The sequence below is a fragment of the uncultured Arthrobacter sp. genome (assembly GCF_964021775.1).
Classification (GTDB): Bacteria; Actinomycetota; Actinomycetes; order Actinomycetales; family Micrococcaceae; genus Arthrobacter.
Genome location: NZ_CAXHZI010000001.1, coordinates 114,172 through 139,964 on the forward strand (window position 1 = coordinate 114,172; position 25,793 = coordinate 139,964).

24 protein-coding genes are annotated in these 25,793 nt (G+C 68.4%); 14 read left to right on the forward strand and 10 right to left on the reverse strand.

Annotation, left to right across the window (positions count from 1 at the left end; all coding sequences use genetic code 11):
- Window position 1: 1 nt before the first annotated feature.
- On the reverse strand, window positions 2-1,294 hold the full coding sequence (locus ABIN76_RS00500) for an extracellular solute-binding protein (protein ID WP_346957766.1): 1,293 nt from the start codon (window positions 1,292-1,294) through the stop codon (window positions 2-4).
- Window positions 1,295-1,580: 286 nt separating this feature from the next.
- Here ABIN76_RS00500 and ABIN76_RS00505 point away from each other — a divergent pair, with 286 nt between their 5' ends.
- Complete coding sequence (locus ABIN76_RS00505) at window positions 1,581-3,488, forward strand: adenylyl cyclase (RefSeq protein WP_346957767.1); 1,908 nt, start codon at window positions 1,581-1,583, stop codon at window positions 3,486-3,488.
- A gap of 221 nt (window positions 3,489-3,709) precedes the next feature.
- Window positions 3,710-4,918 carry a globin domain-containing protein gene (locus ABIN76_RS00510; protein ID WP_346957768.1) on the forward strand — a complete coding sequence of 403 codons (1,209 nt, stop codon included), beginning with the start codon at window positions 3,710-3,712 and terminating at the stop codon, window positions 4,916-4,918.
- 76 nt (window positions 4,919-4,994) lie between these two features.
- On the opposite strand, the gene ABIN76_RS00515 is transcribed toward ABIN76_RS00510, so the two are convergent.
- Window positions 4,995-7,715, reverse strand: coding sequence for a hypothetical protein (locus ABIN76_RS00515; protein ID WP_346957769.1), 2,721 nt, complete (start codon window positions 7,713-7,715; stop codon window positions 4,995-4,997).
- A gap of 9 nt (window positions 7,716-7,724) precedes the next feature.
- Window positions 7,725-8,462: a tyrosine-protein phosphatase gene (locus ABIN76_RS00520; RefSeq protein WP_346957770.1), complete on the reverse strand. Its 738-nt coding sequence runs from the start codon at window positions 8,460-8,462 to the stop codon at window positions 7,725-7,727.
- Between the two features lie 211 nt (window positions 8,463-8,673).
- On the opposite strand from ABIN76_RS00520, the gene ABIN76_RS00525 reads away from it, so the two are divergent.
- Window positions 8,674-9,519 carry an SGNH/GDSL hydrolase family protein gene (locus ABIN76_RS00525; protein ID WP_346957771.1) on the forward strand — a complete coding sequence of 282 codons (846 nt, stop codon included), beginning with the start codon at window positions 8,674-8,676 and terminating at the stop codon, window positions 9,517-9,519.
- On the opposite strand, the gene ABIN76_RS00530 is transcribed toward ABIN76_RS00525, so the two are convergent.
- Window positions 9,516-10,124: a GNAT family protein gene (locus ABIN76_RS00530; RefSeq protein ID WP_346958028.1), complete on the reverse strand. Its 609-nt coding sequence runs from the start codon at window positions 10,122-10,124 to the stop codon at window positions 9,516-9,518. The genes ABIN76_RS00525 and ABIN76_RS00530 overlap by 4 nt on opposite strands.
- A gap of 131 nt (window positions 10,125-10,255) precedes the next feature.
- On the opposite strand from ABIN76_RS00530, the gene ABIN76_RS00535 reads away from it, so the two are divergent.
- Complete coding sequence (locus ABIN76_RS00535; protein ID WP_346957772.1) at window positions 10,256-10,696, forward strand: SRPBCC family protein; 441 nt, start codon at window positions 10,256-10,258, stop codon at window positions 10,694-10,696.
- 13 nt (window positions 10,697-10,709) lie between these two features.
- Here ABIN76_RS00535 and ABIN76_RS00540 read toward each other — a convergent pair whose 3' ends face one another.
- The 4 genes from ABIN76_RS00540 to ABIN76_RS00555 form a co-directional block, all read right to left on the reverse strand.
- Window positions 10,710-11,582 carry a 3-hydroxyacyl-CoA dehydrogenase family protein gene (locus tag ABIN76_RS00540; protein WP_346957773.1) on the reverse strand — a complete coding sequence of 291 codons (873 nt, stop codon included), beginning with the start codon at window positions 11,580-11,582 and terminating at the stop codon, window positions 10,710-10,712.
- Between the two features lie 2 nt (window positions 11,583-11,584).
- Window positions 11,585-12,400, reverse strand: a complete 816-nt coding sequence (locus ABIN76_RS00545; protein ID WP_346957774.1) for an enoyl-CoA hydratase/isomerase family protein — start codon at window positions 12,398-12,400, stop codon at window positions 11,585-11,587.
- Complete coding sequence (locus ABIN76_RS00550; protein WP_346957775.1) at window positions 12,400-13,611, reverse strand: acetyl-CoA C-acyltransferase; 1,212 nt, start codon at window positions 13,609-13,611, stop codon at window positions 12,400-12,402. Before ABIN76_RS00550 ends, ABIN76_RS00545 begins: the two co-directional genes overlap by 1 nt.
- A 124-nt stretch (window positions 13,612-13,735) precedes the next feature.
- The gene (locus tag ABIN76_RS00555) at window positions 13,736-14,392 is read right to left on the reverse strand and encodes a pentapeptide repeat-containing protein (protein ID WP_346957776.1); all 657 of its coding nucleotides are present in this window, start codon (window positions 14,390-14,392) and stop codon (window positions 13,736-13,738) included.
- Between the two features lie 143 nt (window positions 14,393-14,535).
- On the opposite strand from ABIN76_RS00555, the gene ABIN76_RS00560 reads away from it, so the two are divergent.
- Both ABIN76_RS00560 and ABIN76_RS00565 read left to right on the forward strand, forming a co-directional pair.
- A complete protein-coding gene (locus ABIN76_RS00560; protein WP_346957777.1) occupies window positions 14,536-14,712 on the forward strand; it encodes a CsbD family protein in 177 nt (58 codons plus the stop codon).
- A gap of 114 nt (window positions 14,713-14,826) precedes the next feature.
- Window positions 14,827-15,597, forward strand: a complete 771-nt coding sequence (locus ABIN76_RS00565; protein WP_346957778.1) for a dienelactone hydrolase family protein — start codon at window positions 14,827-14,829, stop codon at window positions 15,595-15,597.
- 197 nt (window positions 15,598-15,794) lie between these two features.
- Here the strand turns inward: ABIN76_RS00565 and ABIN76_RS00570 are convergent, their stop codons facing one another.
- Window positions 15,795-17,255: an amino acid permease gene (locus ABIN76_RS00570; RefSeq protein ID WP_346957779.1), complete on the reverse strand. Its 1,461-nt coding sequence runs from the start codon at window positions 17,253-17,255 to the stop codon at window positions 15,795-15,797.
- Window positions 17,256-17,641: 386 nt separating this feature from the next.
- Between ABIN76_RS00570 and ABIN76_RS00575 the strand changes: the two genes are divergently transcribed.
- From ABIN76_RS00575 to ABIN76_RS00605, 7 genes are all read left to right on the forward strand, one after another.
- On the forward strand, window positions 17,642-18,115 hold the full coding sequence (locus tag ABIN76_RS00575) for a hypothetical protein (protein WP_346957780.1): 474 nt from the start codon (window positions 17,642-17,644) through the stop codon (window positions 18,113-18,115).
- Window positions 18,112-20,010: a hypothetical protein gene (locus tag ABIN76_RS00580; RefSeq protein WP_346957781.1), complete on the forward strand. Its 1,899-nt coding sequence runs from the start codon at window positions 18,112-18,114 to the stop codon at window positions 20,008-20,010. Before ABIN76_RS00575 ends, ABIN76_RS00580 begins: the two co-directional genes overlap by 4 nt.
- Before the next feature lie 135 nt (window positions 20,011-20,145).
- Window positions 20,146-20,895 carry a CPBP family intramembrane glutamic endopeptidase gene (locus tag ABIN76_RS00585; RefSeq protein WP_346957782.1) on the forward strand — a complete coding sequence of 250 codons (750 nt, stop codon included), beginning with the start codon at window positions 20,146-20,148 and terminating at the stop codon, window positions 20,893-20,895.
- Window positions 20,896-20,979: 84 nt separating this feature from the next.
- A complete protein-coding gene (locus ABIN76_RS00590) occupies window positions 20,980-21,420 on the forward strand; it encodes a VOC family protein (RefSeq protein ID WP_346957783.1) in 441 nt (146 codons plus the stop codon).
- A 21-nt stretch (window positions 21,421-21,441) separates the two neighbouring features.
- Window positions 21,442-22,395, forward strand: a complete 954-nt coding sequence (locus ABIN76_RS00595) for a 1,4-dihydroxy-2-naphthoyl-CoA synthase (protein WP_346957784.1) — start codon at window positions 21,442-21,444, stop codon at window positions 22,393-22,395.
- Window positions 22,396-22,405: 10 nt separating this feature from the next.
- The gene (locus tag ABIN76_RS00600) at window positions 22,406-23,569 is read left to right on the forward strand and encodes an AMP-binding protein (protein ID WP_346957785.1); all 1,164 of its coding nucleotides are present in this window, start codon (window positions 22,406-22,408) and stop codon (window positions 23,567-23,569) included.
- Between the two features lie 57 nt (window positions 23,570-23,626).
- A complete protein-coding gene (locus tag ABIN76_RS00605) occupies window positions 23,627-24,508 on the forward strand; it encodes a 1,4-dihydroxy-2-naphthoate polyprenyltransferase (RefSeq protein ID WP_346957786.1) in 882 nt (293 codons plus the stop codon).
- Between the two features lie 70 nt (window positions 24,509-24,578).
- Here the strand turns inward: ABIN76_RS00605 and ABIN76_RS00610 are convergent, their stop codons facing one another.
- Entirely contained in the window at window positions 24,579-24,887 is a 309-nt protein-coding gene (locus ABIN76_RS00610) for a DUF4229 domain-containing protein (protein ID WP_346957787.1), read from the reverse strand.
- Window positions 24,888-24,967: 80 nt separating this feature from the next.
- Here ABIN76_RS00610 and ABIN76_RS00615 point away from each other — a divergent pair, with 80 nt between their 5' ends.
- Window positions 24,968-25,393, forward strand: coding sequence for a PLD nuclease N-terminal domain-containing protein (locus ABIN76_RS00615; protein ID WP_346957788.1), 426 nt, complete (start codon window positions 24,968-24,970; stop codon window positions 25,391-25,393).
- Window positions 25,394-25,793 lie beyond the last annotated feature (400 nt).

Sequence of the window (25,793 nt, forward strand, 5' to 3'; positions counted from 1 at the left end):
CTTACAGGGACTTCACAGCGGTGAGGAACTTCGCCCAGGAGGACTCGGCGTCGTCCTTCTTGTCCACGTCCACGCGGGTGAGGGCCTGCTGCATGGCGTCGTTGATGGCGAAGAACTTCGGGCCCTTGAACGGGGTGGCACCGACGGCCTTGGCCCGCTCTGCGAAGATCTTGCCGGTGGGGGCGTTATTGAAGAACTTGTTCGTCTGACCCAGCAGCGCCTCGCTGTCCAGCGCCTTGACCTGACTCGGGAACGTGCCCTTGGCGGTGAAGGCCTTGATCTGCTGTTCCGGGGCGGTCAGCCAGGCCGCGAGCTTCTTGGCTTCGGCCTGGTGCTTGCCCTGTGCCGGAACGGTCAGGTACGACCCGCCCCAGTTTCCGCCGCCGCCGGGGAAGACGTTGGCCACGTCCCAGCCCTTGACGCCGGTGGCGTTGCCTTCGATCACGCCGAGCATCCAGCCCGGGCAGAGGGTGGTTGCGAACTTCTGGGACTGGAAACCGGCCACCCAGTCGTTGCTCCACTGGGCCAGGTGTGCCGAGAGGTTGTCCTTCGTCGAGGCATCAAGGACCTTGGTATAGACGTCCTTCACGGCCGGGTTTTCGGCGGCGATGACGGTGCCGTCCTCGTTTTCGTAGGCCTTTTCCAGCTGGTTGCTCATGCCCTGGTAGATGGCTCCGGCGGAGTCGAACCAGGCCGCGCCGGTCTTCGCGGCAACGAACTTCTTGCCGGCATCGAAGTAGCTGTCCCAGGTGGTGCCGAGCATCTGGGCAACTGCTTCGCGGTCCGTGGGGAGACCCGCGGCTTTGAACAGTGCCGAGTTGTAGCAGACAGCTTCGGGACCGGAGTCGGTGCCGTAGCCAATGAGGTGGCCGTCCTGGGTGGTTGCGGCCTCGGTCTTCCAGTCCAGCCAGCGGCCCTCGACGGCGGGATCCTTCAGGTCCACGAACTGGTCGGGATACTGCTTGAGTTCGGAGAGCCAGTCGACCTCGATGGCCTCGACGTCCGAGAGGCCGGATCCTGCGGCCAGGCGGGTGGTGAGGTTGTCGCGCGCCTCGTTGGTGGTGGCGGCTTTCTTGTGCTGGATCTTGACGTTGGGGTTGAGGGCCTCGTATTCCTTGAGCAATCCCTCGTAACCGAACTCGTTGAAGGTGGCGAGGGTCAGGGTCACCGGCTCCTTGCCGGTTTCAGCTGATGGGGCGGCGGCCTTGGGCGCATCCGCTCCGCAGCCGCTCAGGGCGAGGGTAAGGCAGGCAACTGACGCCGACAGGGCGACGAGCTTGCGGGGAAATTTCACGCGGGGACTCCTTTGTCAGGGTGGGTGCACCGGAGCGGTGCGGGGGCGGACGCCCCGGATCGCTGGCAGAGAGGGCCTCGGCCTCGGCGTGGGAGCGCTCTCACGAGCATGGTGTCGCAGATCACTTCGGCTTGTCAAGCGCCGCCGCCCAGCGCACCCGGACCCCTTGCCCGGCGTCGGAGGCGGGTGTTACGCTTCCCGGCGGGAGCGCTCCCACACCCCGCCGGCGCGGCATTCCCTATCCCTCCGCGCAGAGCCCCGCACCCCACAGAGAGCAGGACCAGCAATGCCGCTAGCCCCCTTCCGCCGCCGCCCGACGGCCATACCCAGCCACCCCAGGAAGCCCGCGCGCCTCCGCGGCAAGCTGCTCGCGGGGACCGCCGCCGTCGTGCTGGGCCTGCTGGCCACCGGCGCCGGCGCCGCCTCCGCTTCAGGCGCCGTCCTGCCAGGCAAACCGGCTCCGGCCCAGGCAAGGCCCGCGGCAGCTGCCGACCTGGGCCCCAACGTCCGGATTTTCGACCCCAGCATGCCCGTGGCGGACATCCAGGCCGCGGTGGATGCCATCGCGGCCGCACAGGTTGACGACGAAATGGGAACCAACCGCTACTCCCTGCTGTTCAAACCCGGCACTTATGGCAGCGCTGAAAATCCCCTGATCGTTCAGGTCGGCTATTCAACGGAAGTGGCAGGCCTTGGAGCATCGCCCACCGACGTCACCATTAACGGCCACGTCGACGCGTACAACCGGTGCCTGACCGCGGACAATTGCATCGCCCTGAACAACTTCTGGCGCTCGGTCTCCAACCTCACCATCAACGTCACCGGGCTCGACGGCTGCCGCGGTTCGGCGAACTTCTGGGCCGCGTCGCAGGCCTCCCCGATGCGGCGGGTCAATGTCACCGGCGGGAATCTCTCCCTGATGGACTACTGCACGGCCGGGCCGCAGTACGCCAGCGGCGGATACATTTCCGATTCGAAGACCGGTACCGTCATCAACGGTTCGCAGCAGCAGTACTACGTCCGTGACAGCAGCATCGGCGGCTGGTCCAACGGCGTGTGGAACCAGGTGTTCTCCGGAGTCAACGGCGCACCGGCCCAGTCCTTCCCGAACCCGCCCTACACCACTCTGCCCAGCACCCCGGTCAGCCGCGAGAAGCCGTACCTGACCATCGACGCCGCGGGCCGGTACAGCGTCTTCGTTCCCGGCATCCGGACAGACTCCACCGGCACCACGTGGGAAAACGGCCCGACGGCGGGCCGCAGCATCCCGCTGTCCGACTTCTTCGTCGCCCGCCCATCCGACTCGGCCAAGACCATCAACTCCCAGCTGGCCCGGGGCAAGAACCTGCTGTTCACCCCGGGCGTTTACGACATTGACAGCAGCATCGAGGTCAAGCGCGCCAACACCGTCGTGCTCGGGCTCGGCATGGCCACCCTCACCGCCGTCGGCGGCGCCGTGCCGCTGACCGTAGCGGACGTCCCCGGCGCCGAAATCGCCGGGATCACCATTGATGCCGGAACGGTGAACTCACCGGCGCTGATGCGGGTCGGGAAGGCGCCCAACCCCGGCAACGCCGGCCGGCACAGCGACCCTGCCAACCCCACCTCGCTTCACGATGTGTTCTTCCGCATCGGCGGACCGCACGTCGGCAAGGCCACCCTCAGCCTCGAAGTCAACAGCGACAACGTGCTCCTGGACCACATCTGGGCCTGGCGCGCGGACCACGGCAAGGGCGTGGGCTGGACCTCCAACACCGCTGACTTTGGCGTCATTGTCAACGGTGACCATGTCACTGCCACCGGCCTGTTCGTGGAGCACTACCAGAAGTACAACGTCACGTGGAACGGTGAGCATGGCAGAACAGTCTTCTTCCAGAACGAACTGCCGTACGACGCCCCCAACCAGGCCGCGTGGCAGCACGACGGTGTCCTGGGCTGGGCTGGCTACAAGGTCGCCGACTCAGTGCGCATGCACGAACTCTGGGGCGGCGGCAGCTATGTCTACAACAACGTTGACCCCACTATCCACGCCACCCGGGGCTTCGAAGTTCCGGTCACGCCAGGCGTGAAGCTCCACGGGCTGCTGACGGTCAACCTCGGCGCCGGGACCCTGGACCACGTCGTCAATGACACCGGCGCAGCGGTCTCGACAGACGCAGTCGGAGTGCCCAGCTACGTCGCTGATTTCGGCTAGGACGACGGCGGGCGCGGCCGGTTGGCCCCGCCCGCCCCGTGCTGAGCACCCACCGGCTTGCCGGAACGCAAGGGCTGAGAAGGCCCGCCCGCCTACACGGCACGGCCACCGAGATGTAGGGCCGACCGGCCCGGAACACCTCCGGCCCGGGCTGTTAGCGTGGAAGTGCTGAGTCGCCCGGCACCGCCGGGCAGTACCGGTTGCACCGGAAGGGGCCCACCATGCTCTCAGACACTTCACTTCCCGTCATCCAGGCAACGCTGCCCGTGGTCGGCGAGCACATCGAGGAAATCGCCAAACGCTTCTACAAACACATGTTCGACGCGCGACCGGACCTTCTGGACGGCCTCTTCAACCGGGGGAACCAGGCGGACGGACGACAACAACAGGCGCTCGCCGGTTCCATCGCAGCCTTTGCCGGCATGCTGGTGGAGCATCCGGACCAGGTGCCGGACCACCTGCTGTCCAGGGTGGCCCACAAACACGTCTCGCTGGCGCTCAGCCCGGGCCAGTACCAGATTGTCCACGACCACCTCATGTGGGCGATCGTGGATGTGCTCGGTGATGCCGTCACTGAAGAGGTCGCCGCCGCCTGGGACGAGGTCTACTGGCTGATGGGAAACCTGCTCATCAACAAGGAGCGCGGGCTGTACAACGCTGTGCACCTCTCCCCCGATACCATTTGGCGGACATGGCGGGTGGTGCAACGGATCCAGGAGACGGACGACGTCCTCTCTTTCGTCGTCGAACGCACCGACGAGCGGGACGTCAAACCGTCCCTGCCGGGGCAATACGTGACGATCAAGATGATGATGCCGGACGGCGTGCACCAACCCCGGCAGTACAGCCTCACCAGGGCCGATGACGGGCACCACCGGCAGTTCGCCGTAAAACGGGTCCATGGGCTCGCGACTCCCGACGGCGAGATGTCTACGCTGCTCCACTACAACGTGCAGGTCGGCGACGAGGTGGTGCTTTCGGCGCCGTTTGGCGACGTGGTGCTGGAATACACGGACCGGCCCCTGGTTATGGCGAGCGCAGGAACTGGGATCACTCCGATGGCCGGCATGCTGTCCCACCTGGTCAAGTCCGGATCCCAGCGCCGGGTGATGCTCCTGCATGCCGATGACAGCGAGACGTCGTTCCCGCTCAGGGCGCAGGTCCGGGAAGATCTCGCGGCACTGCCGGACGGCTCCCTGACGACGTGGTTCCTGAATCCCTCCGACGGCGGCGCGGCGTCCGGTGCGGAGTTCTCCGGTTTCATGGATGTCAGCCAGGCGGAACTTCCCGACGACGCCGAGTATTACCTTTGCGGCCCGTTGCCGTTCCTGAAATCCGTCCGCAGCGCACTGATCGCGGGCGGAGTGCCGGCCAAGGACATCCAGTACGAGGTTTTCGGACCCGATCTCTGGCTGGCAGACTTCCAGTAGCAGCGGCAGCCGCCGGTCTCCCTACCCCGGCCGCGGCAGGCTGCTGTCCCTGCCGACCAGGCGGGCCGGCCAGCCCTTAGCGGAGGATGCGCCGCCGCACCCCCGCCACCTGGACCCCGACCAGGACGACGGCGCCCAGGAGCAGCGCGCCGGCCGCAAGGCCGACTGTCGTCAGGATCGTCCCGGCCCCGGTGTCCGCGAGTTGGCCGGATCCGGCTGTCACCACCACCGGCCTGTCGGCGTTGGTTTCAGCGGCCGGGGTGGCCGGGGTGGCCGGGGCAGCCGGGGTGGCCGGGGCAGCCGGGTCCGCGGCCGCCGGGGCCGCGGCGTCAGCCGCAGGGGCGGGCGGCTCAGCCGGGGTTCCGGGCTCCACCGGGGCTGCCGCCGGTGCTGCCAGAATCGTGAACGCCACCTTCCGCGGGGCCGAGGCGACCCCGTCGACCGACTGGGTCACGGACAGGGTATGGCGGCCGGGATCCAGGCGGGCCGGGAAGGGAACACTCCAGCGCCCTTCGGCCACCACCAGTTGCGGCAGCGCCAGGGTCACGGTCCGGGAACCGGCCGCCGCTCCCCCGCCGGCCTGAGCAGCCACGGGTGCTCCGTCAATTAGCACCTTCACCTCGGCGCCGTCGACGCCGGTCCCCTGTATGGTCCGGGGACGCGAGTCGCTGCGGATCTGTGCGCCGTCGCTGATAACGGAGACGGCTGGGGCAGGCGGGCGGACCGTGAAGGTTGCCGCCGCGGCGGGGCTGTCCGGTGCCCCCGCTGTCGAGAGCACGGCCAGCACGTCCACCTTGCCGTAGGGCGCCGGGCGGTCCAGGCGAACCGTCCAGTGGCCGTCGAGTGACACCGTTCCGGTGCCGGCCACGTCGCCGGACAACGTCACCGCGGCGCCGGGCGTCCCGGTGCCCTCGATCCGGGTGAGCGAATCGAGCGGGCCGCTGGTCGGCGTCGTCAGCGTGGGCGCGGCAGGGGTGGCCGGCGCCACTGTCACCGTGAGCGACGCCGGCACCGACCGGCTGAAGCCGTTGAGCGTTGTGGCCGTGAAGGTGAGCGGCCCAGCCGGCGCCGGAGCGGGGAACTGCCAGGCTCCCGAGCGCCCCACCGGGACCTCAAGGGTCTGCCCGGCCAGGGGGTGCGGGCCCGCAACCGTGATGTGCACTGTGGTGCCCGCCGGCAGCGCGGTGTTGGGCTCGGCGCGGACGGTGCCCGTGATCGGTTCGCCGGCCACCGCCTCGGCGCCGCCCGGGTTGCCGGTCAGCTCGGGGGTGTTGAGGAAGAGCTGGAGCTGGACGCCGCCCGGGATGTGGGACAGGGCGTCCTCCAGGGAGGTCGCGACGGCGAAGTTGGGGGCACCCTGGGGTTCCCCGGCCGAGTGCGTGCCGACCGCGTAGTTGCCGCTGATCCAGGGCCCTCCGGAGTCTCCGCCGCTGGAGGTGACGTCGTAGGAGAGGAAACCCTTGAAGGCGCGCAGATCGCAGGGGGTGACCGGCATGCCGTTGGCGTCGGCACAGGTGGTGCCGGCGGTGGGATTGCCGGCGGCGACGTAGATACCGGTCTCGGCCACGGTGCCGCAGGACCAGCCGTCGGTGCGGCCCGAGCGGCAGACTGCCTGGCCCTGGTACGGGGCCGCAGTGCCGACGATCTTCACGGCGGTCTGTGCCGGGCTGGCCGGGTTTTCCCATGTGGTGGCGGAGGGCTGGACGTTGAGTCCCGGACGCAGGCCCTTGAGGACGGCGATGTCCGTGCCGATGTTGCCGGGGCTCGCCTCCGAGCCCGTGATGGGCGAGTTCTTCGGGCCGCCGAACTGGCTGAACCCGAACGTCCCCAGGGGTTTGAGCACAGCCGGGAGGGCCGTCGTCGAGCCTCCCGCGGGCGCCGCGGTAGGCGGCTCGACGTCGGCGTTGACCGCCGTTCCGTCTTCGGCGCAGTGCCCGGCCGTCAGCACCAGGGGCAGGCCGCTCGGGTCGAACGCTCCGAAGCCGGTCGAGCAAATAGTCATATTGTCGATCACATAGCCCTGGCCGCCGAACAGGTCATCCTCGGTCTTGATGGCCGTGCCCTTTTCCAGCAGCACGTTGGCGTACCGCGACACGAAGTCGGCGGGCGAGATTTTCCCGTCCGCCGGTTCCGCGGCCCGGTTCAGGCTCCCGGCCGCCTGCGCTTCCGGGTCCTGCGCTTCCGGGGTGTTGGTGCCGCCGGTGCGGATGATGAAGTGGCCGTCGGCGTACGCCACAGCTTGCAGCCCGGCCGGTCCCACCTCACGGACGTAGGCCTGGAAGAGCTGTTCCGTGCTGCCGGCGACCAGTTCCGGGGCGGTCCGGGCCACGGCCGTCGGGGCGGTTGCGTCCGGGGCCGGGGCCTTCGGCGCCGGCGCGTCCAGCGTGGGGGCGCGCAGCGTGAATTCGGCCGGCCCGGCGGAGTTGAGTTCGCCGATCCGGGTCTGGAGCTCCGCGCCGGAGCCTTCCACGACGATTTTCCCGTCCTTCAGCCGGATTCCGACGTAGCCCGGAATCCCGCGGAGGCCGGGCACGGCGTCGGCGGCCCGCTTGGCCTGCGCACCGGCGGCGTTGAATTCCTCAAGGGTCATGCCCAGGTCCCGGCGGACCGCTTCGGCGAGTCCGGCGTCGCTGATGCCGGCCGGCGGTGACGGCGCGGCCGGCGGGGAGGCAGCCGGCGATGCGGGCTCGGACGGCCCGGCTTCCGCAAGGGCGGGGGCGGCCAGCGACGACCCCGCGAGCGCGACGGCGACGGCCGCCACGGCGCGCATCACCGACTGGTACCTGGGAGTCTTCACCCGGTTACTCTAGCGCCCCAGTTTGCGCAGAATGGCAGTCACCTCCGGGACCGTTACGCCATTGTGGCCCAAAAACTCCACGGTCCGCACCTGCCGCACAAAGCCCAGCAGGCTTTGCTGGCGCCGTTCGATCAGGGGCACGAGGACCTCCTCGGGCAGGTACCTCTCATACGGATGCGCAACCCCGGAGACGCGGTGGTAGTCGTTGATGCCCCGTACGGCGCGCTCGTACGCCAGGGCGATTTCAGCCTCCCCCGCGCCGCCCAGGTCCTGGAGCATCGCCGCCACCATGCCGCTGCGGTCGCGGCCGGCCGAGCAATGGATGACGACGCCGCCGGGCGCTGCCGCCACGGCCTTGAAGACAGCCGCGAGGTTCCCGGGGAAGATCCTGGCGTTGTCCGCATACGCCGCCGGGTCGTTCAGGTAGGGAACACACAGCGCCCGGAACTCGCTGTTGCCGGGATCCTCGGTGGGGGCATGTACGACGTCGAACGCGGCCAGGACCGCCTCGTCCACCGGCGGATCGGTGTCGCGGCGGCGGATCTCGTCCGGATTACGGAGGTCGATCACGGTCCGCACGCCGCCGTCGTACGCCTGCTGCCAGCCCGCCTCGGTGAGCCATTCCCGGCGCCCCATCCGGTACACGCTGCCGCAGATGTGCCACGCGTTGACGGCCCCGTCCCAGTCCACCGCACCGGGCTCCGTCAGGCCGGGGGCGTGGACGCTGCGCGGGGCAGGATTTGTCATCTGGAAAGTCAAGCACATTCCGGCCCCGCTGCGCGGGGCCGATTCGCGAAACACGGACACCTCGGGACTATTGGCATGGGCACGGAACCGGGCCGCCGCGTAGGGTGGCGGTGGACCCGGCAGCCGCCGGGCCCATTTCAGCCCCTGCCGCCGGGACTGGCACCCCAGTAGGGCACGGGTGCTGTGCCTGCGTGCTACTAAGGGGAACACCATGGGAAATCTGAAACTCCGGCGACGGCGAACGGCTCTGGCGGCCGGTCTCGCAACCCTGGCGATGGCGGTGGGTCTGGCGGTGGTTCCCGCGCAGGCCGCGGAGAAGACCAAGTACATCGCGCTCGGCGACTCTTACGCCGCCGGACAGGGAGCGGGGCCCTACCTGGACAGTTGCTACCGCAGCGATAACACCTATTCCGAGCTCGCCGCGGACGACAAGGCCATCAAACTGGTCACGAACGCAGCCTGCAGCGGCAAGACGACCCAGGAAGTGGTGGCCACCCAGCTGCGCCAGTTGAACAGGAGCACGGAGCTCGTGACCATCACGGCCGGCGGTAACAACCTCGGATTCGGGGAGATCGTCACCAACTGCGGCACGGCAATCTTCGATTCCGCCTTTGCTGCGGCGTGCGCCGATGCCAGCGCAACGGCGAAGGCCAAGCTACTCAGCGGACAGCTGGCCGGGGATGTGGCTTCCATGATCCAGAGCGTGCAGGCTGCCGCTCCCAACGCCAAGATCGTGGTGACCGGCTACCCCTACCTCTTCGATCCGATCCCCGCCGGCCGGACCGATTCGATGTCCCAGTTCATCTACCGGGCCACTGACCTGGCCCGCGGCCTCAACGACTCAATCGCGGTGGCCGCCGCGGCCATCGACCCCACTGCCCTCCGGGTCAACTACGTCGACGTCCGGACCGCTTTCGCTGGCCACGGCATCCTCTCGAACGACCCATGGATCAACGGCGCGGTCCCGGACAGCCCGGATGGCTTCCACCCGAACGCCAAGGGCTACGTAGCGTACTTCACGGCTCTGAGCAGCGCCGGAGCCTATTCCGCTCCCTAGCGCCGCTTGGCCAGCCGGAACTCGAGGCCGGCGCGGACCATCGGCCACTCGTGCTCGAGGATGGAGAACACCACGGTGTCGCGCAGCACGCCGTCCGCCGTCCGGGTGTGGCTGCGCAACACGCCGTCCTGTTTGGCGCCCAGCCGGGCGATCGCCTCACGGGACTGGTGGTTGAGCCAATGGGTGCGGAATTCGACGGCGGGGCAGCCGAGCGTTTCGAAGGCGTGCCGGAGCAGCAGCAGTTTGGAGTCCGCGTTGCTGCCGCTGCCGTGCGCGGAGGCGGCGTTCCAGGTGGACCCGATCTCCACCCGGGGCGTCGCCGGGTCGATGTTCATGTAGGTGGTCATGCCGATCACCTTTCCGGGCTTGCCGGTGGCCGGGTCCAGCAGCCGGGTGGTGAACGGCAGCATCGACCCGGCCTGCTGCAGGGCCAGGCGCCGGTCGATTTCGGCAGCCATGTCCTCGGGGGCGGGGACGGAGGTGTACCAGAGCTTCCAGAGCGCACCGTCCCGGACCGCGTCCACCAGGCCGTCGTGGTGGGCGCGGTTGAGCGGCTCCAGCACCACGTACTGGCCGGTGAGGGTGATCGGTTCAATGCGGGGCAGCGCCGGGGTAGTCACGGCACCATCCTAAAGGCGTGGCTACGCCGCGGGCAGGCTTGCGGCTGAAGGTCACCTGGGCGGGCCACCTGCCCGGGCGGGCTGGCAATGCCTGGCGTTCTGGGTAGGCTGGGCCCATGATCACAGTCACCGGCACGGTCCGCTCCGCACTGGAGGCCGGCAAAGCCTTCGCGTATCTCTCGGCTTTCGAGCACACGCCGGAGTGGGACCCCGGCACGCCGGTGGTCAGGAAGCTTTCGGAGGGCCCGGTGGCGGTGGGACACCGCTACCACGCCGAAGCGGAGTTCCGCGGCAAACGCCAAACGCTGATCTACGAGGTGGTGGAGCTCACCGGAACGGTCATCAAGCTGCGCGGCGAAAACAAGACAGTCATCTCCGTGGACACCATCGACGTCAAGCCCTCGGGCGCGGGCTCAGAGGTCCGGTACACGGCGGAATTCCGGCTTAAGGGATGGCGCAAGCTCGCCGAACCGTTCGCGAAGCCGGCCTTCCAGTCACTGGCCGGTCCCGCCATGGACGGCATGAAAAAGAGGCTCGACGCGCTGGCAGCAGGCTAGCCCGCAGGCGGCGTCAGTCGGCCCAGTCGAAGAAGCCCTTGCCGGTCTTGCGGCCAAGTTCGCCGCGGGCCACCTTGTCCCGGAGGATCTGCGGCGGCGCGAAGCGCTCGCCCAGCGTGGAGGCCAGGTATTCGGCAATGCCCAGCCGGACGTCGAGGCCGACGATGTCGGTGGTGCGCAGCGGGCCGGTGGGGTGCTTGTAGCCCAGCACCATGGCGTTGTCGATGTCCTCGGCGGAGGCGACGCCCTCCTCCACCATGCGCATCGCCTCAAGGGCGATCGCGACGCCCAGCCGCGAGGAAGCGAACCCCGGGGCGTCATTGACGACGACGGCAGTCTTGCCGAGCGCCTCCACCCAGCCGCGGGCTGCCAGGGCGAGGGTTTCCGAGGTCTGCTCCCCCAGGACAACCTCGATCAGGGTGGACGCCGGGACCGGGTTGAAGAAGTGCAGGCCCAGGAAGTTCTGCGGGCGCTTCAGCTCGCGGGCCAGGCCGTTGACCGAGAGCGACGAAGTGTTGGAGGCGAGATAGGCGTCCGCGGCGAGCCGTTCCTCGATTCCGCGCAGCGACGCGACCTTCAGGTCCCAGTCCTCGGGGACGGCCTCCACGACGAGCCGGCAATCCTTGAAGTCGTCATAATCCACGGTCACGGCGAGCCGGGAGACCATCTCGTCGAGGTTCCCGTCAGTGGCGCCGCGCTCGATGCTTTTGGCCGCCGCGGACTCCACGCGCTCGCGGGCGGCCTCGGCAGACTCCTCGTCACGCTCGACGACGAGCACGTTGGCGCCGTTGATCAGGAAGGCGTGGGCGATGCCTGCGCCCATCCGGCCGCCGCCGAGCACCCCGACAGTTGCGGGCAGGTTAGCGGGGAGTACCGAGTTGCTCATCGTCAGTTCTTCTTCCGGTCTGAATTCTGGTCGAACTTCGTGGCTGATTTCTTGGACTTTTTATCGAGGAAGGCCTGCATGCGGTCGAACTTCGCCTGGGATTCGAAGAGGATGCCCTGTGCCAGCTGGTCGATCAGCGGGTGCGCCTCGGCCGGGGCATGGAACACGGACTTGGTGATCCGCACCGCGAGCGGGTCCTGCTGCGCGATCCGGTCCGCCAGCGCGTGGGCGGCGTCCATCAGCTGCTCGGGTTCGTGGATCTCGGTGATAAGCCCGACGGCGAGCGCCCGGTCGGCGCGGAGCACGGCGCCGGCCAGCAGGATATCCTTGGCCACCGGCTCCCCCACCAGTTCCTTGAGCCGCCAGCTGGCCCCGGCGGCGGCAAGAATGCCGAGTCCCGTTTCGGGGTTGCCGATCCGCACCCCGGGGGTGCCGATCCGGAAGTCGGCCGCGTAGGCCAGTTCGGCGCCGCCGCCCAGGCAGAACCCGTCGAGGGCCGCGATGACCGGCATCGGCAGTTTGGCGATCCGGACGAAGATGGTGGAGTTGATGCCCTGCAACGCGTCGTCGCGCCGTCGTTCGCGCAGCTGCGCGATGTCGGCGCCGGACGCGAACACGCCTTCCGTGCCGGCCAGGACCAGCACCTTGGGCACTTGCTCCAGGTACGCGCAGACGCGGTGGAGCTCATCGACCATCTGCTGGTCGATCGCGTTGCGGACCTCGGGACGGTTGAGCAGCACCACCACCCGGTCCGCGCGCTCCTCGACGAGGAGTGTGACAAAGCCCGCGGTGTCCAGCCCGCCGGGATGCGCCGCCATTAGACGCGCTCCAGCAGCATGGCCGTGCCCTGGCCAACGCCGATGCACATGGTGGCGAGGCCGATTTTAGCGTCCTCGCGTTCCATCCGGCCCAGCAGGGTGATGGCGATCCTGGACCCGGACGAGCCAAGCGGATGCCCCAGGGAGATCGCGCCGCCGTCGCGGTTCACAATCTCCGGGTCGAGGCCGAGCCGGCGCATGGACGCCAGCGACTGGGTGGCGAAGGCCTCGTTGAGTTCCACCGCGCCGAGGTCGCCGACGTCGAGCCCGGCCCGGGCGAGCACCTTCCGGGTGGCCGGAACCGGGCCGATGCCCATGATCTCCGGCTCGCAGCCGGCCGAGGCGCCGTCGATGATGCGGGCCCGCGGGGTGAGGCCGAGCTTCTGGATCGCAGCCTCGGACGCGACGATGATCGCGGAGGCGCCGTCGTTAAGGGTGGAAGAGTTGCCCGCGGTGACCACGGAGCCGCCGGCGACGACGGGGCGCAGCCCGGCGAGGACGTCCATGCTGGTGCCGGCCCGGGGCCCTTCGTCGTTGTCAACAACCGTCTCGCCCTTACGGGTCTTGACGGTCACCGGAACGATCTCGTCGGCAAAGCGGCCGGCCGCGATCGCGGCGAGGGAACGCTCGTGCGAGCGGACCGCGAAGGCGTCGGCGTCCTCGCGGGAAATGCCGTCCACGCGGGCGACTTCCTCGGCCGTCTCCGGCATGGAGTAGGTCATCTTGCCGTCGCGGGAGAGTTCGCCCTTCTGGAAGAGCGGGTTGGCGAAGCGCCAGCCGATCGAGGTGTCGAAGATCTGTCCCGGCTTGGCGAAGGCGGTCTGCGGTTTCTCCTGCACCCACGGCGCGCGGCTCATGGATTCGACGCCGCCGGCGATCACGATGTCCGCGGCGCCGGATTTGATCATCTGGCTGGCCATGATGATGGCGCTCAGGCCGGAGGCGCACAGCCGGTTGACGGTGATGCCGGGGATGTGGAGCGGAAGTCCGGCCAAGAGAGTGGCCATCCGTGCGACGTTGCGGTTTTCCTCGCCGGCACCGTTGGCGTTGCCGAGGATGACCTCGTCGATGGCGTCCGGGTCGACTCCGGCGCGGGCCACGGCTTCGCGGACCACCAGCGCCGCCAGGTCATCGGGACGGACCGCGGAGAGGGCACCGCCATACCGCCCCACGGGAGTGCGGGCACCGCCAACAAGAAAAGCCTCGACCATGAGAACATCCTTCACCAAGGGAGCAGGGCCGGCAGCAAAACAAATTACCGACCGTTCGTTCTATAAAGATTACACGGCGGGTCAAGCGGGTCAACCGGACGGCCTTGGATGACGCGGCGGGCCCTCAGGCGACGGTGATGCCCAGATGGGCCGCCAGCAGCGGTGCCAGCAGGGTGAGCTGGTCGTCGTCGATCACCAGACCCGTGAGGCTCCCGAGGCCGCTGACCGAGCGGAATCCTGTGCCGCGCAGGTCCACGTCCTTGAGCCGGGCGCCGCTGAAGTCCAGGCTGCCGATGGTGCAGTTGCTCAATGCCAGCCGGGTGGCCGTGCAGGAGCCGAGGTCCAGTTCGCCGATGATGCAGTCGCTGATCTGGACGTCGACGAGTTTCGCGCCGCGGAGGTTGACGTAGTCCAGCTTGCCGCCGTCGAGCCGCACCGACTGCCAGCCGCTCTCATACAGTTCCGCCGACCCCCAGCGGGGGTTGCGGATCTCGACGTCGCGCAGGCTTGAGCGCGACGCCCTGAGCACCGGGGCGTAAACCTCGGCCAGGACGCAGTCGCGGAAGCCCGCCCCGCGCAGCTGCGTCTCATTGAAGGAGGCGCCGTCGAACTCGCACTCGACGAAATCGGTGCCGCTGAGCTCCAGCCCGTCCGCCGTCGCGCGGCTGTACCGGACGCCGTCGTAGCGCTCCCCGCGCCGGAAGTCCGGGGTTGCGTCCTCCGTGAGGTCTGCCAACCGGATCGGGGTGAGGCGCGGGGCGGTGACTTTCTTGGGCTCCATAGCCTTGAGCCTAACCGGGCGCCCCAAACCATTCGCCCCGGCGAAATGAATCATCTTGCGGAAGTACTTGAATTAGTAAGCATGCTTCGTGTTATGGTGAAACTGCGTTGAATTTCAACCGGAAACGAAAGGTGGAGTACACCATGGGTATCGGAGACAAGATTCAGAACGAAGCGGAGCACCTCGGCGGCAAGGCCAAGGAAGCTACCGGAAATGCCACGGACAACGACCGCCTGAAGGCCGAAGGCCAGAAGGACCAGGTCGTCGCCGACGCGAAGAAGGTCGGCGAAAACGTCAAGGACGCAGCCAAGCGCGACTAGTCCTAACAATCGACGGCGTCGGACATTCCTTTGGGGGATGTCCGGCGCCGTTTTTTGTGTCCGGGTGCAAGACTGTCCGAACACGACCCAACATGACCCGACACAGGAGCCCGCATGGCCAGGAATCCCGCGAACCGGGCTAAAGCCCAGGACACGGATCTGAGCAACGTCGACCTCAACGGGGCCGGCACCGGCGCCGGCGGATCGCCCCGGCTCCGCGGCTACCTGGCCGAGCCGGAAGGGGACGGACCTTTCCCGGCCGTGCTGATGATCCACGAAGCCTTTGGCCTGGATGGCAACACGGTCCGGCACGCGGAGCGGCTGGCGGCCGCCGGTTATCTGACCCTGGCCGTGGACCTGTTCAGCGACGGCGGGGCGCGCCGCTGCCTGGTGTCGACGATGCGCGCCCTGGCGGCCGGCGAGGGCCGGGCCTTCGCGGACCTGGCGGCGGCCCGCCAGTGGTTGTTGGCTTCCGGCCGCACGACCGGAAAAATCGGCGTCATCGGTTTCTGCATGGGCGGCGGGTTCGCCCTGCTGCTGGCCAATGACGGATTCGACGCCGCGGCGGTGAACTACGGCCGGTTGCCCAGGGATCCGGAAACGGCGCTCGCGGGGGCCTGTCCGATCGTTGCCAACTTCGGCGCGAAGGACCGCAGCCTTCGCGGCGCGGCGGCCCGGCTGGGCTCCGTGCTCGACTCACTCGGCGTCGAGAACGATGTCAAGGAATTCGAGACGGCGGGCCACGCGTTCCTCAACGACGCCGAAGCCGGGCCCAGGCCGTTGCGTCCGTTGATGCGCGTGCTCGGCGTCGGTCCGGATCCGCAGGCGGCACCCGAGGCCTGGCGCCGGATCGAAGACCATTTCGCCCGGCATCTGAAGGGCTAGCCGCACCCCTGCCCGGCGGTTTCGCGCGAACGTACACTTGAGGCCCCGCCTTTCGCGCGAACGTACACTTGAGGCCCCGCGTTTCGCGCGAACGTACACTTGAGGCCCCGAATCGTCGCGGATTCGGGGCCTCAAGTGTACGTTCGCGCCATCAGAGGGGGCCGGGAAGCCGACCCTGATGGTTCAGGACCGTGGTGTTAGCTGAACAGCTCGCTCTTGGGAGCGTTGTTCTTGACCTTCTGCCAGCCGAGCCAGAGCACCACCGCGAAGAACGGGATGGTGGCCAGGGTCCACAGGCCCAGCGGGAAGACCTCGCCGGACTTGCTGGTCATGGTGTCGAACCCGATCAGCACCGTGATGGCCAGCAGGGCCACCAGCCCGGCCCAGCTGGTCCACGGTGACCCCGGCATGGGCAGGGACGAGGCGTTGCCCTTGGTCTTGCGCAGCGCGATCTGGCTGGCGAAGATCGAGCCCCAGGTGAAGATGACGCCGATCGAGGCGGTGTTCAGCGCCAGGTCGAAGGCGTGCGAACCGCCCAGCCAGATGTTCAACAGGATGCCAACCAGGTACACCGCGCCGATCGCCAGGATCGCGGCGTAGGGCACGTGGCTCTTGGACATCCGGGTCAGCCACTGCGGGGCGTGCCCGTTGTTGGCCATGGTGCGGAAGATCCGGCCGATCGAGTACAGGCCGGAGTTGCAGGATGACAGCGCGGCGGTGATGACGATCATGTTCATGACGTCGCCCATCCACGGCAGGCCCATCTGGCCAAAGACGGTGACAAACGGTGATGTGCCGGCCTTGTACTGGTCCGAGGGCAGCAGCATCGCCAGCAGGGTCACGGACCCGACGTAGAACACCACGATGCGGATCACGACGGCGCGGATGGCCTTGGGGACCTCCTTCGCCGGGTCCTCCATCTCACCGGCGGTGATGCCGACGAGCTCGATGGCGTTGTAGGCGAAGATCACGGCGTTCAGCACCAGGATCATCACCAGGGCGCCCTTGGGGAACATGCCGCCGTCGGCCGCAAAGAGGTTGCTCACCGAGGCGTGACCGTCGCCGACCTTCGCGTTGGTGACCACCATGAAGGTGCCGACGGCCAGGAAGATCAGGATGGCCGCGACCTTGAGGACCGAGGCCCAGAACTCGAATTCACCGAACGCCTTGACGCTGAGCAGATTCACGCCGACGAGGAGCAGCAGCGCCGCGATGGCGGTCAGTTCGACCGGCACGTTGGGGAAGAAGAACTGGAAGTACAGCCCGATCGCGATCAGCTCAGCGATGCCCGTCATGGCCCAGTTGATGAAGTACATCCAGCCGGACAGGTAGGCGCCTTTCCGGCCGAACATCTCGCCGGCGTAGCTGACAAACGAGCCGGAGGTCTGCCGGTACATGATGAGTTCGCCCAGGGCGCGCATCAGCAGGTACGCGATCACGCCGGCGATGGCGTAGGAGAAAATCAGGGCGGGGCCGGTCGAGGCCAGGCGCCCGCCGGCACCCATGAAGAGGCCGACGCCGATGGCGCCGCCCATGGCGATCATGGTGACCTGGCGGCCGTTCAGGGACTTCTTATAGCCCTCGGCGCTGAGGGTCGAGTCGACGACGGCGGTTTGCGCCGGCGCGCTCTTAGCTTCGGTGGAAGTACTTTGTGGCACAACTGTTCCTTGTAGGTCGGGGTATCGCCGGGACGGGAGGGGCGGATCCGGGAGCACAAGTACGGGCCTAAACACTCCCGGCCCAGGGCGGCGGGCAGGGGGTATGGGCCGAAACTCACAATGGGTCGCAGCGTCGCGCGGCGAGTCCATACTACTAGCTTTTGGGGCCCCACCGTGACGCGGGCTACACCCGGGAGCCCCCGTCGCTGGCCCTCGGGCGGCCACAAAACCGCAACAAAAACTACGTTTTAACGCAAAACCGCTGGTCAGGGGTCCTATTTCCACCCTGCGTCCATTACTCTAAGCACACCGCCGGGACTTCCCGGCCGGTACGCCTGCGACGTCACTGCAGGCCATGGCAGGGACGCCGTGAGTTTGGGGGAACTATGAAACACAGAGCGCTACTGCCAGCGGTGCTGCTCGTCGCGCTGGCCGGATGCTCGAGCGGCGGACCCGCACCGAACCAACCCAGCGAAACCCGCGTCACGGCCACGGCCACCTCCACGTCCACAGCACCGACCACGGCACCGCCGGCGACGTCCACGGCACCGGCATCATCCGAACCCGCCGATGTCTCCAGTTCGCTCAACGCACCCGACGCCTTGCGGCAGCACACCTGCACGGCCGCAGCCGACGGGTCGTGGTCCTTCACGGGGACCCTCGTCAACGGCAGCGACAAAACCAGGGTTTTCACCGTGGCCGTCGCCGTCACCGTGGGCCCGGCGGTCGCAGGGCACACCCTGATCACCGAAACCGTTGCCGCCGGCAAGTCGGCCCAGATCTCAGCACCGAACTTCGCCAAGACCAAAGACAGCAGCGGGACCTGCAATCCGGTTGTCTCCGTAGAGGATGCCCCATGAAAAAGCTCGTACTTGTCGCCGCGGTGGTCCTCGGGCTCACGGCCGGGCCGCTGGCAGCCGGCCCCGCCTTCGCTGAGACCGCCAACCCGCCGGCGCCGGCAGAAAGCCCGACGGCGGCGCCCACCGACGCGGCGACGCCGGCCCTCACTACGCCCACTACCATCGCTCCCACCCCGGACGTCACCTCGGCTCCGACAACAACGGCGGCGCGGTCGACCAGCGAGGCGACGGCGACGCCAACCGCCGCACCGACGCCGACCCGAGAGCCGACGCCGACTGAGGACCCGACGTTGCCGGCCGCCGTCGTGCCGGGGCCGATCGGTGAGAAGTGGACCGCGCTGAAGGGCGCGGCCGGAGTCCTCGGGGCGCCGACCGCCGACCAGACCTGCTCAGGCGGCGTCTGCAGCCAGGCCTTCGAGGGCGGGTCCATCTTCTGGACCAAGGCCACGGGCGCGCACCCTGTCCTGAGCAAGACCGGGCACACCGGCCCCCGGTGGTTTGCCAAGGGCGGCCTGGCCCTCTACGGCTACCCCGTCACCGACGAAACCACGGTGTCCGGCGGAACAATCCAGAAGTTCTCCACCGGCCGTATCGTGGCCTGGTCAGGGACGCGGCTGATCGAGTTCACCACCCGGAGCGGCATCGGCAGCCGGTGGGTGGCCGCCGGCGGCGAAACGGTCCTGGGCCTGCCCGTGACGGCCGAAAGCTGCGGGCTGACGGCGTCCGGGTGCGTCCAACAGTTCGGCAGGGGCGCCATCTACTGGGCGCCCGGCGTCGGCGGCCACGTGGTCTGGGGCGGCATCCGCGGCAGCTGGGACGCCGTCAAGGCTCAGAACGGCGTGCTCGGCTACCCGTCCGGCGAGGAAGCCTGCGGCCTGCCCGGCGGGGGCTGCATGCAGCGTTTCCAGGGCGGCAGCATCTACTGGTCCAGCCCCACCGGCGCGCACGTGATCCGCGGCGGCATCGGCAGCCGCTGGACGGCCGCCGGAGCGTCGCGCAGCATGCTCGGATTCCCGCTCACCGATGAGCAGTGCGGACTGTCCGGCCGCGGCTGCGTGCAGCGTTTCCAAGGCGGCAGCATCTACTGGTCCCCCACCACCGGCGCGTGGTTCTCCGGCCGGGGCATCGTCAGCAAATACATCGCCTCCGGCGGCCCGGGCGGCTCGCTGGGCTACCCGATCGGCAACGAACGCTGCGCCGGCGGCTCCTGCGCACAGTCTTACCAGCGCGGGGACATCACCTGGTCCGGTTCCAGCGGAACCCGGGTGTACCCGATGTCCGAATGCCACAAGCTCAACAACGGCCAGTCCAAGTACTCCACCTACGGCGCCAACCGGGTCCTGATCACCTGGACCCAGACCTACGGGCAATCCCATGCGACCAACATGTACTGCAGGAGCGTCGCCGGAATCTACGTGCAGGACTGGCGGACCGACGGCTATGTCGGCGCTTCAGGGTTCAAGCCGCCGGGAGTGCCGTCCGGTCCCACCCGGAACCTGTACTCCCCCACCGGCTCGTATTCCGTGACGGAGGCTTTCGGCCTGGGCAACCCCGGCACCAAGCTCCCCTACCGCACGCTCAACCCCCGCTCGCGCTGGGGCGGCAACCCCTGGACGGCCACGTACAACAAGTACCACGAGTCGTCCTCCTGGGTTGGCTATGACGAGAACATGTGGTGGTTCGCCAGCCTGGGCTACTACCGCCAGGGCGTGGTCATCAACTACAACCGGCCCAACATCGTCCAGAACGCCGGGTTCGCGATCTTCCTGCACATGAAGAAGATCCCGACGGCGGGCTGCATCTCGCTCGACGACTGGGCAGTGGTGGATTATCTCCGCAAGTCCACTCCGGGCGACCGGATCCTGATGGGGACCTACGGGTCGCTGTTCCGCTAGCCGCCCCTCCGGCAGGACTCCGGCCGGCAGCCACTCCGGTATGACTCCGGCAGGCAACACCCGCATCTGACGCCCGGCGCCCCTCGGCCCGGGCGTCAGGCGTCCCCGGGGCCGCGGCCGGGCTAGGCTGGTGGCATGGGCACCGCTCTCCGTCAACCACCCGCGCCGCGCCCGGAACTGTACGCCTTTTCCCGGCTCGACTTCATCACGGCGGGGATCTACGTGGCAGTGGCCGGTCTCTTTGCCACCGCTTCCGGGCTGCTGGGCCCGCTCCTGCTGCAGCTCTCGCCCAATCCCGCGGTGGCGTCCTACGCGGTGAACCTCATCTTCTACGGGGCCATCGGCGCGCTCGCCCTGGCCGCGGCACGCCACATCGCGGGCCGCGACCTCCGTGTCCTGGCGACGAGACCCTGGTTCACGCTGCTGATGGTGCCGCTGGCGGTGGTGGCCGCGATGATCCTGACCGCCGTCCTGGTGGCCCTCACCGGGCCGCCACAGACTTCCGCCAACCAGGCCGGGCTGCAGGCCCTGATGCAGCAGGTCCCGGCCTGGCTGATGGTGCCGCTGCTGGTGATCGTGGGTCCCTTCGTGGAGGAGTACATTTTCCGGCACCTGCTGATCGGCAAGCTGAGCCGGAAACTGAACATCTGGATCTGCTCCGCCCTCTCGGTGGTGCTGTTCGCTGCCCTGCACATCGTCGGCCAGGAAGCGCTGACGCTCCCGGTCCTGATGCCCTATCTCGCTCTCGGCGCCACCCTGGTGTTCGTCTACGTGTGGACCGGAAACAACCTGATGTTCTCCTACTTCGTCCATGCCGCGAAGAACCTGCTGGCCGTCATCTTCATCTACGCCATCCCGCCGGAAGTCCTCGAACAGCTGCAGTAAGCGGGACCGGGCTGAAGCGGGGTCCGGCAGGATTCGTCCCCGCGGCACCTAGCGCCGAGGGCGCCGGCGTCGTAGGTTTTTCCCATGGCACTGAACATCCAGATCGCTGTCGACTGCATCGATCCGCACGGCCTCGCCGACTGGTGGGCGGAAACCCTGGACTGGGCCGTGGAGCCGCAGGACGAGGGCTTTATCCGCTCCATGATCGAGCAGGGCTTCGCGACGGACGCGGAGACCAAGCTGCACCAAGGAAAACTGGTCTGGCGGGACGGCGCCGCCATCCGGCCGCCCGAGGACCTGGGCGCCAAGCCGGCTACCCGGCGGATTCTGTTCCAGACCGCGCCGGAGGCGAAGACCGTCAAAAACCGGGTCCACTGGGATGTGAACCTGGCCGGCGCGGACAAGGACGAGGTACGCGCCGCCCTCGAGGCGCGCGGCGCGACGTACCTGTGGACCGCCAACGAGGGCCCGCATTCCTGGCACACCATGGCGGACCCGGAAGGCAACGAGTTCTGCATCAGCTGAGCCGATTACTAGACTCGGACTGTGAGCAACGAAATCCCCGCCAAGGTATCCGACGTCTTTGACCCCAGCCGCTGGCGCACCGTGTCCGGCTTCGACGACTTCCAGGACATGACCTACCACCGGCAGGTGGAGCGGTCCGACGACGGCACCATCGTCCGGGACCTCCCCACCGTCCGGATCGCGTTCAACCGGCCGGAGGTGCGCAACGCGTTCCGCCCCGGCACCGTGGACGAGCTGTACCGGGCCATGGACCATGCCCGGATGACCCCGGACGTCGCCACCGTCCTGCTCACCGGCAACGGGCCCTCCGCCAAGGACGGCGGTCACTCCTTCTGCTCCGGCGGTGACCAGCGGATCCGCGGCCGGGACGGGTACCGGTACGCGGAGGGTGAGACCCAGGAAAGCATCGACCCGGCCCGCGCCGGCCGGCTGCACATCCTCGAGGTCCAGCGGCTGATGCGGACCATGCCCAAGGTGGTCATCGCCGTCGTGAACGGGTGGGCGGCCGGGGGCGGGCACTCGCTGCACGTAGTCTCCGACCTGACCATCGCCTCCCGGCAGCACGGCAAATTCAAGCAGACCGACGCGACGGTGGGCAGTTTCGACGCCGGCTACGGCTCGGCGCTGCTGGCCCGCCAGATCGGGCAAAAAGCCGCCCGCGAGATCTTCTTCCTGGCCCGTGAATATTCCGCAGAGGACATGGTCCGGATGGGTGCCGTGAACGAGGCCGTGGACCACGAACGGCTTGAGGAAGTGGCGCTGGAATACGCCGCGGACATCGCCCGGCAATCCCCGCAGGCCATCCGGATGCTCAAGTTCGCCTTCAACCTGGCCGACGACGGGCTGGCCGGCCAGCAGGTGTTCGCCGGTGAGGCGACGCGGCTGGCGTACATGACGGACGAGGCGGTGGAGGGCAAGGAGGCCTTCCTGGAGAAGCGCGATCCGGACTGGTCCCAGTTCCCGTACTACTTCTAAGGCTGCCGCTATGACAACAGCCACGGTGAATATCGAGCCCGCCCTCGCAGCCCTCGCGGCCGCCCTCCGCGGTGAGGGACCCGCCGTCGAGCTGTCCGCCGGGCCTGACGGCTCCCCCGTCGTCGAGCTGGTGGAAACCCCCGGCTTCGAGGACGGGGCCGTCGTGGTCCGGACCTCCGGCTCCACCGGGGCACCCAAGGCCACGGTCCTCACGGTGGACGCCCTCGCGGCTTCCTCGATGGCCACCGCCATGGCGCTCGAGGGTGAAGGCCAGTGGCTGCTGGCCTTGCCGGTGCAGTACGTGGCCGGCGTGCAGGTACTGGTCCGGTCGCTCTTCGCCGGCACCCGGCCCTGGGCGATGGACCTCTCCGGCGGGTTCACCCCCGAGGCCTTCACCGCCGCGGCGCTGGAGCTGACCGACAAGATCCGCTTCACCTCCCTCGTGCCCACACAGCTGCAGCGGCTGCTGGAGGCCCCGACGGTGGAAACGCTGGCAGCGCTCCGGCGCTTCAACGCCATCCTGCTCGGCGGTGCCCCCGCGTCCGCGAAGCTGCTCGCCGCAGCCCGGGACGCCGGCGTCCGGGTGGTGGCCACCTACGGCGCCGCCGAAACCTGCGGCGGCTGCGTGTACGACGGCGTGCCGCTGGACGGCGTTGAGGTGAAGATCTCGGCCGAGGGCCGGATCATGCTCGGCGGTGCCACCATTGCCGCCGGCTACCTCGGCGGGACGGATCTCACGGCCGCCGCCTTTGCGGAGGACGACGGCGTCCGCTGGTACCGCACCAACGACCTCGGGGAGCTGTCCGCGGACGGCACGCTGACCGTCCTGGGCCGGGCCGACGACGTCGTGATCACCGGCGGCGTGAAAGTGTCCGCCGCGCACGTGCAGACCGAGCTGGAGAGGCTCGACGGCGTGCGCGCGGCGTTCGTTGCCGGCGTCCCGTCCGCCGAGTGGGGCCAGGCGCTGGCGGCCTATGTGGTGCTTGCGGACCGCTCCCCCGAGGCGGCCGACGCGTTCACCGCGCGGTTGGCCTCCGGCAACGCGGGTCCGCTGGCGGGTGCCCTGGTCCCGAAAACGGTGCTCACGGCCGAAGAACTGTTGATGCTTCCGAACGGCAAACCGGACCGGCTGGGCATGACGTTTCGGCTGGATGCCCGTCATCGGGGAAAATAGAAAAGCTTCACCCCGGACTTTCCACCAGCTCGCCCCCACAACAACGAGGTACTGAACGTGGCCACAGCCGCACAATGGATCCAAGGCGCCCGTCTGCGCACCCTGCCGGCGGCGATCGCGCCGGTCCTGATCGGATCCGCAGCCGCCTATGAGATGGGTACGTTCCGTCCCGTCAACGCCCTGCTGGCCGCCATGGTGGCGCTCCTGCTGCAGATCGGCGTGAACTTCGCCAACGACTACTCCGACGGCATCCGCGGCACCGACGAGGACCGGGTGGGCCCGCTCCGGCTGGTCGGTTCGGGGGTGGCGGAGCCTGGGCACGTGAAGCGGGCCGCGTTTGCCGCGTTCGGCCTGGCGATGCTGTTCGGGCTGATCCTGGTCATCATCACGCAGGCATGGTGGCTGATCCTGGTGGGCGTGGGCTGCGTCCTCGCCGCGTGGGGCTACACCGGGGGCAAGAACCCTTACGGCTACCTTGGCCTGGGCGACCTGTTCGTCTTTGTGTTCTTTGGGCTGGTGGCCACGCTGGGCACCACCTACACGCAGGCCGGCCGGCTCAGCCTGGCCGCCGTCATCGGTGCGATCGGCACGGGACTCATCGCCTGCGCCCTGCTGATGGCCAACAACGTGCGGGACATCCCCACCGACCGCGTCGCGGGGAAGAAGACCCTGGCCGTCCGGCTCGGCGACAAGCACGCCCGGGAAAGCTACGTCCTGATGCTCGCCGTTGCGATCCTGCTGGTGATCGTGCTCGCCCCGGGGCGGCCGTGGATGCTCATTGTGCTGCTGCTCATCCCGGCCATCCTGATGCCGTCCTGGCTGATGATCGCGGGGCGGCGCCGCAAGAGCCTGATCCCGGTGCTGAAGCAGACCGGGCTGATCAACCTCGGTTACGCCGTGCTGTTCTCGCTCGGCCTGGTGCTGAGCCGCGGGTTCTAGGCGGGTCTAGCTCCGGCTGAGTATGGCTCCGCCGGGTCCCGGGCCCGCTCGGGGTGCCCTTCAGGGAGCCCTAGGAGTCCTTGGGCCGGCTGTCGGTGCGCACGGTGACGTCCGGGTGCTCGTCCACCAGGCGGTCCTCCGCGTCGGCGTCGTCGACTTCCCCGGCAGTGCGCAGCGGCTTGGCCCTGCCGGAGAACCGGTCGTGGATCGACGCGGTGGCCGCATCCCGCTGCTTCTGGAAGAACAGGAAACTGATAGCAAAAGCCATCATTCCGGCGCAGAGAGCGGCCAGCAACCAACCGAGCTGCAGGTACACAAACAACGCGAACAACGGCGCAAAGAGAGCCAGACGGATCAGGGAGTATTTCAGGAAAGCCACACCTTCAGTTTAGCCGTCCCGTCAGGCCCCGGGGATGCTTGCGCGGCGCCGGAAGCTCGCGCGGAGGCTAAACTGAAGCTATGCTCCGTGTCGTGGTACCAATCGTTGTACTGGTCGTCTTTGTCTACGGACTGATCGACCTCATCCGGACTGACGCCCGCCTGACCAAGGGCATTTCCAAGCCGGCCTGGATCGTGGTGCAGATCCTCCTCCCCGTGGTCGGCGCAGTCCTGTGGTTCCTCATCGGCCGGCCCCGCGGTGAGGCCACGGCCGCCCCCGCCAGCTACCGCCACCCGACCGCCCCGGACGACGATCCCGACTTCCTCCGCAACCTGGAGCTGCGCCGGCGCAACCAGGCAGAGGCGGACCGGCTCAAGAAGCTGAAGGACGAGCTGGACGCGAAAGAGCGCAGGCTCGGCAACGGCTCCGGAGAAGCGCGGGGCACGGAGTCGGGCGAGGCCCACGGCAGCGGCGACCCGACGCCGGGCACCGACGAGGTCAAGTAGCCCCACAGCGGCGGACCCACCGGCACAGACGGGGTGACATAGCCCCACCAGCGGCGGCCCCACGGTCGCCGACGAGATCAAGCAGCCTCCTAGGCCCCGTCGCCTGCTCCGCGCCGTTTCCGCTACGTTTTCGGACCAGCGCTCCGCGGATCAGGTGGGCACCGGTCCGAAAACGTAGCGGATTTGTAGACAAGTAGCGGATTTGTAGAAGGTGCGCGCCGCTCCGTTCCCGCAGCCTCCCCGGCCCCGTCGCCTGCTCCGCGCCGTTTCCGCTACGTTTTCGGACCAGCGCTCCGCGGATCCGGGGCGCGCCGGTCCGAAAACGTCGCGGATTTGTAGACACGTAGCGGACCTGTACAAGGCGTGCGCGGCTCCGTTCCCGCGGCGGAAACGCGGGAGG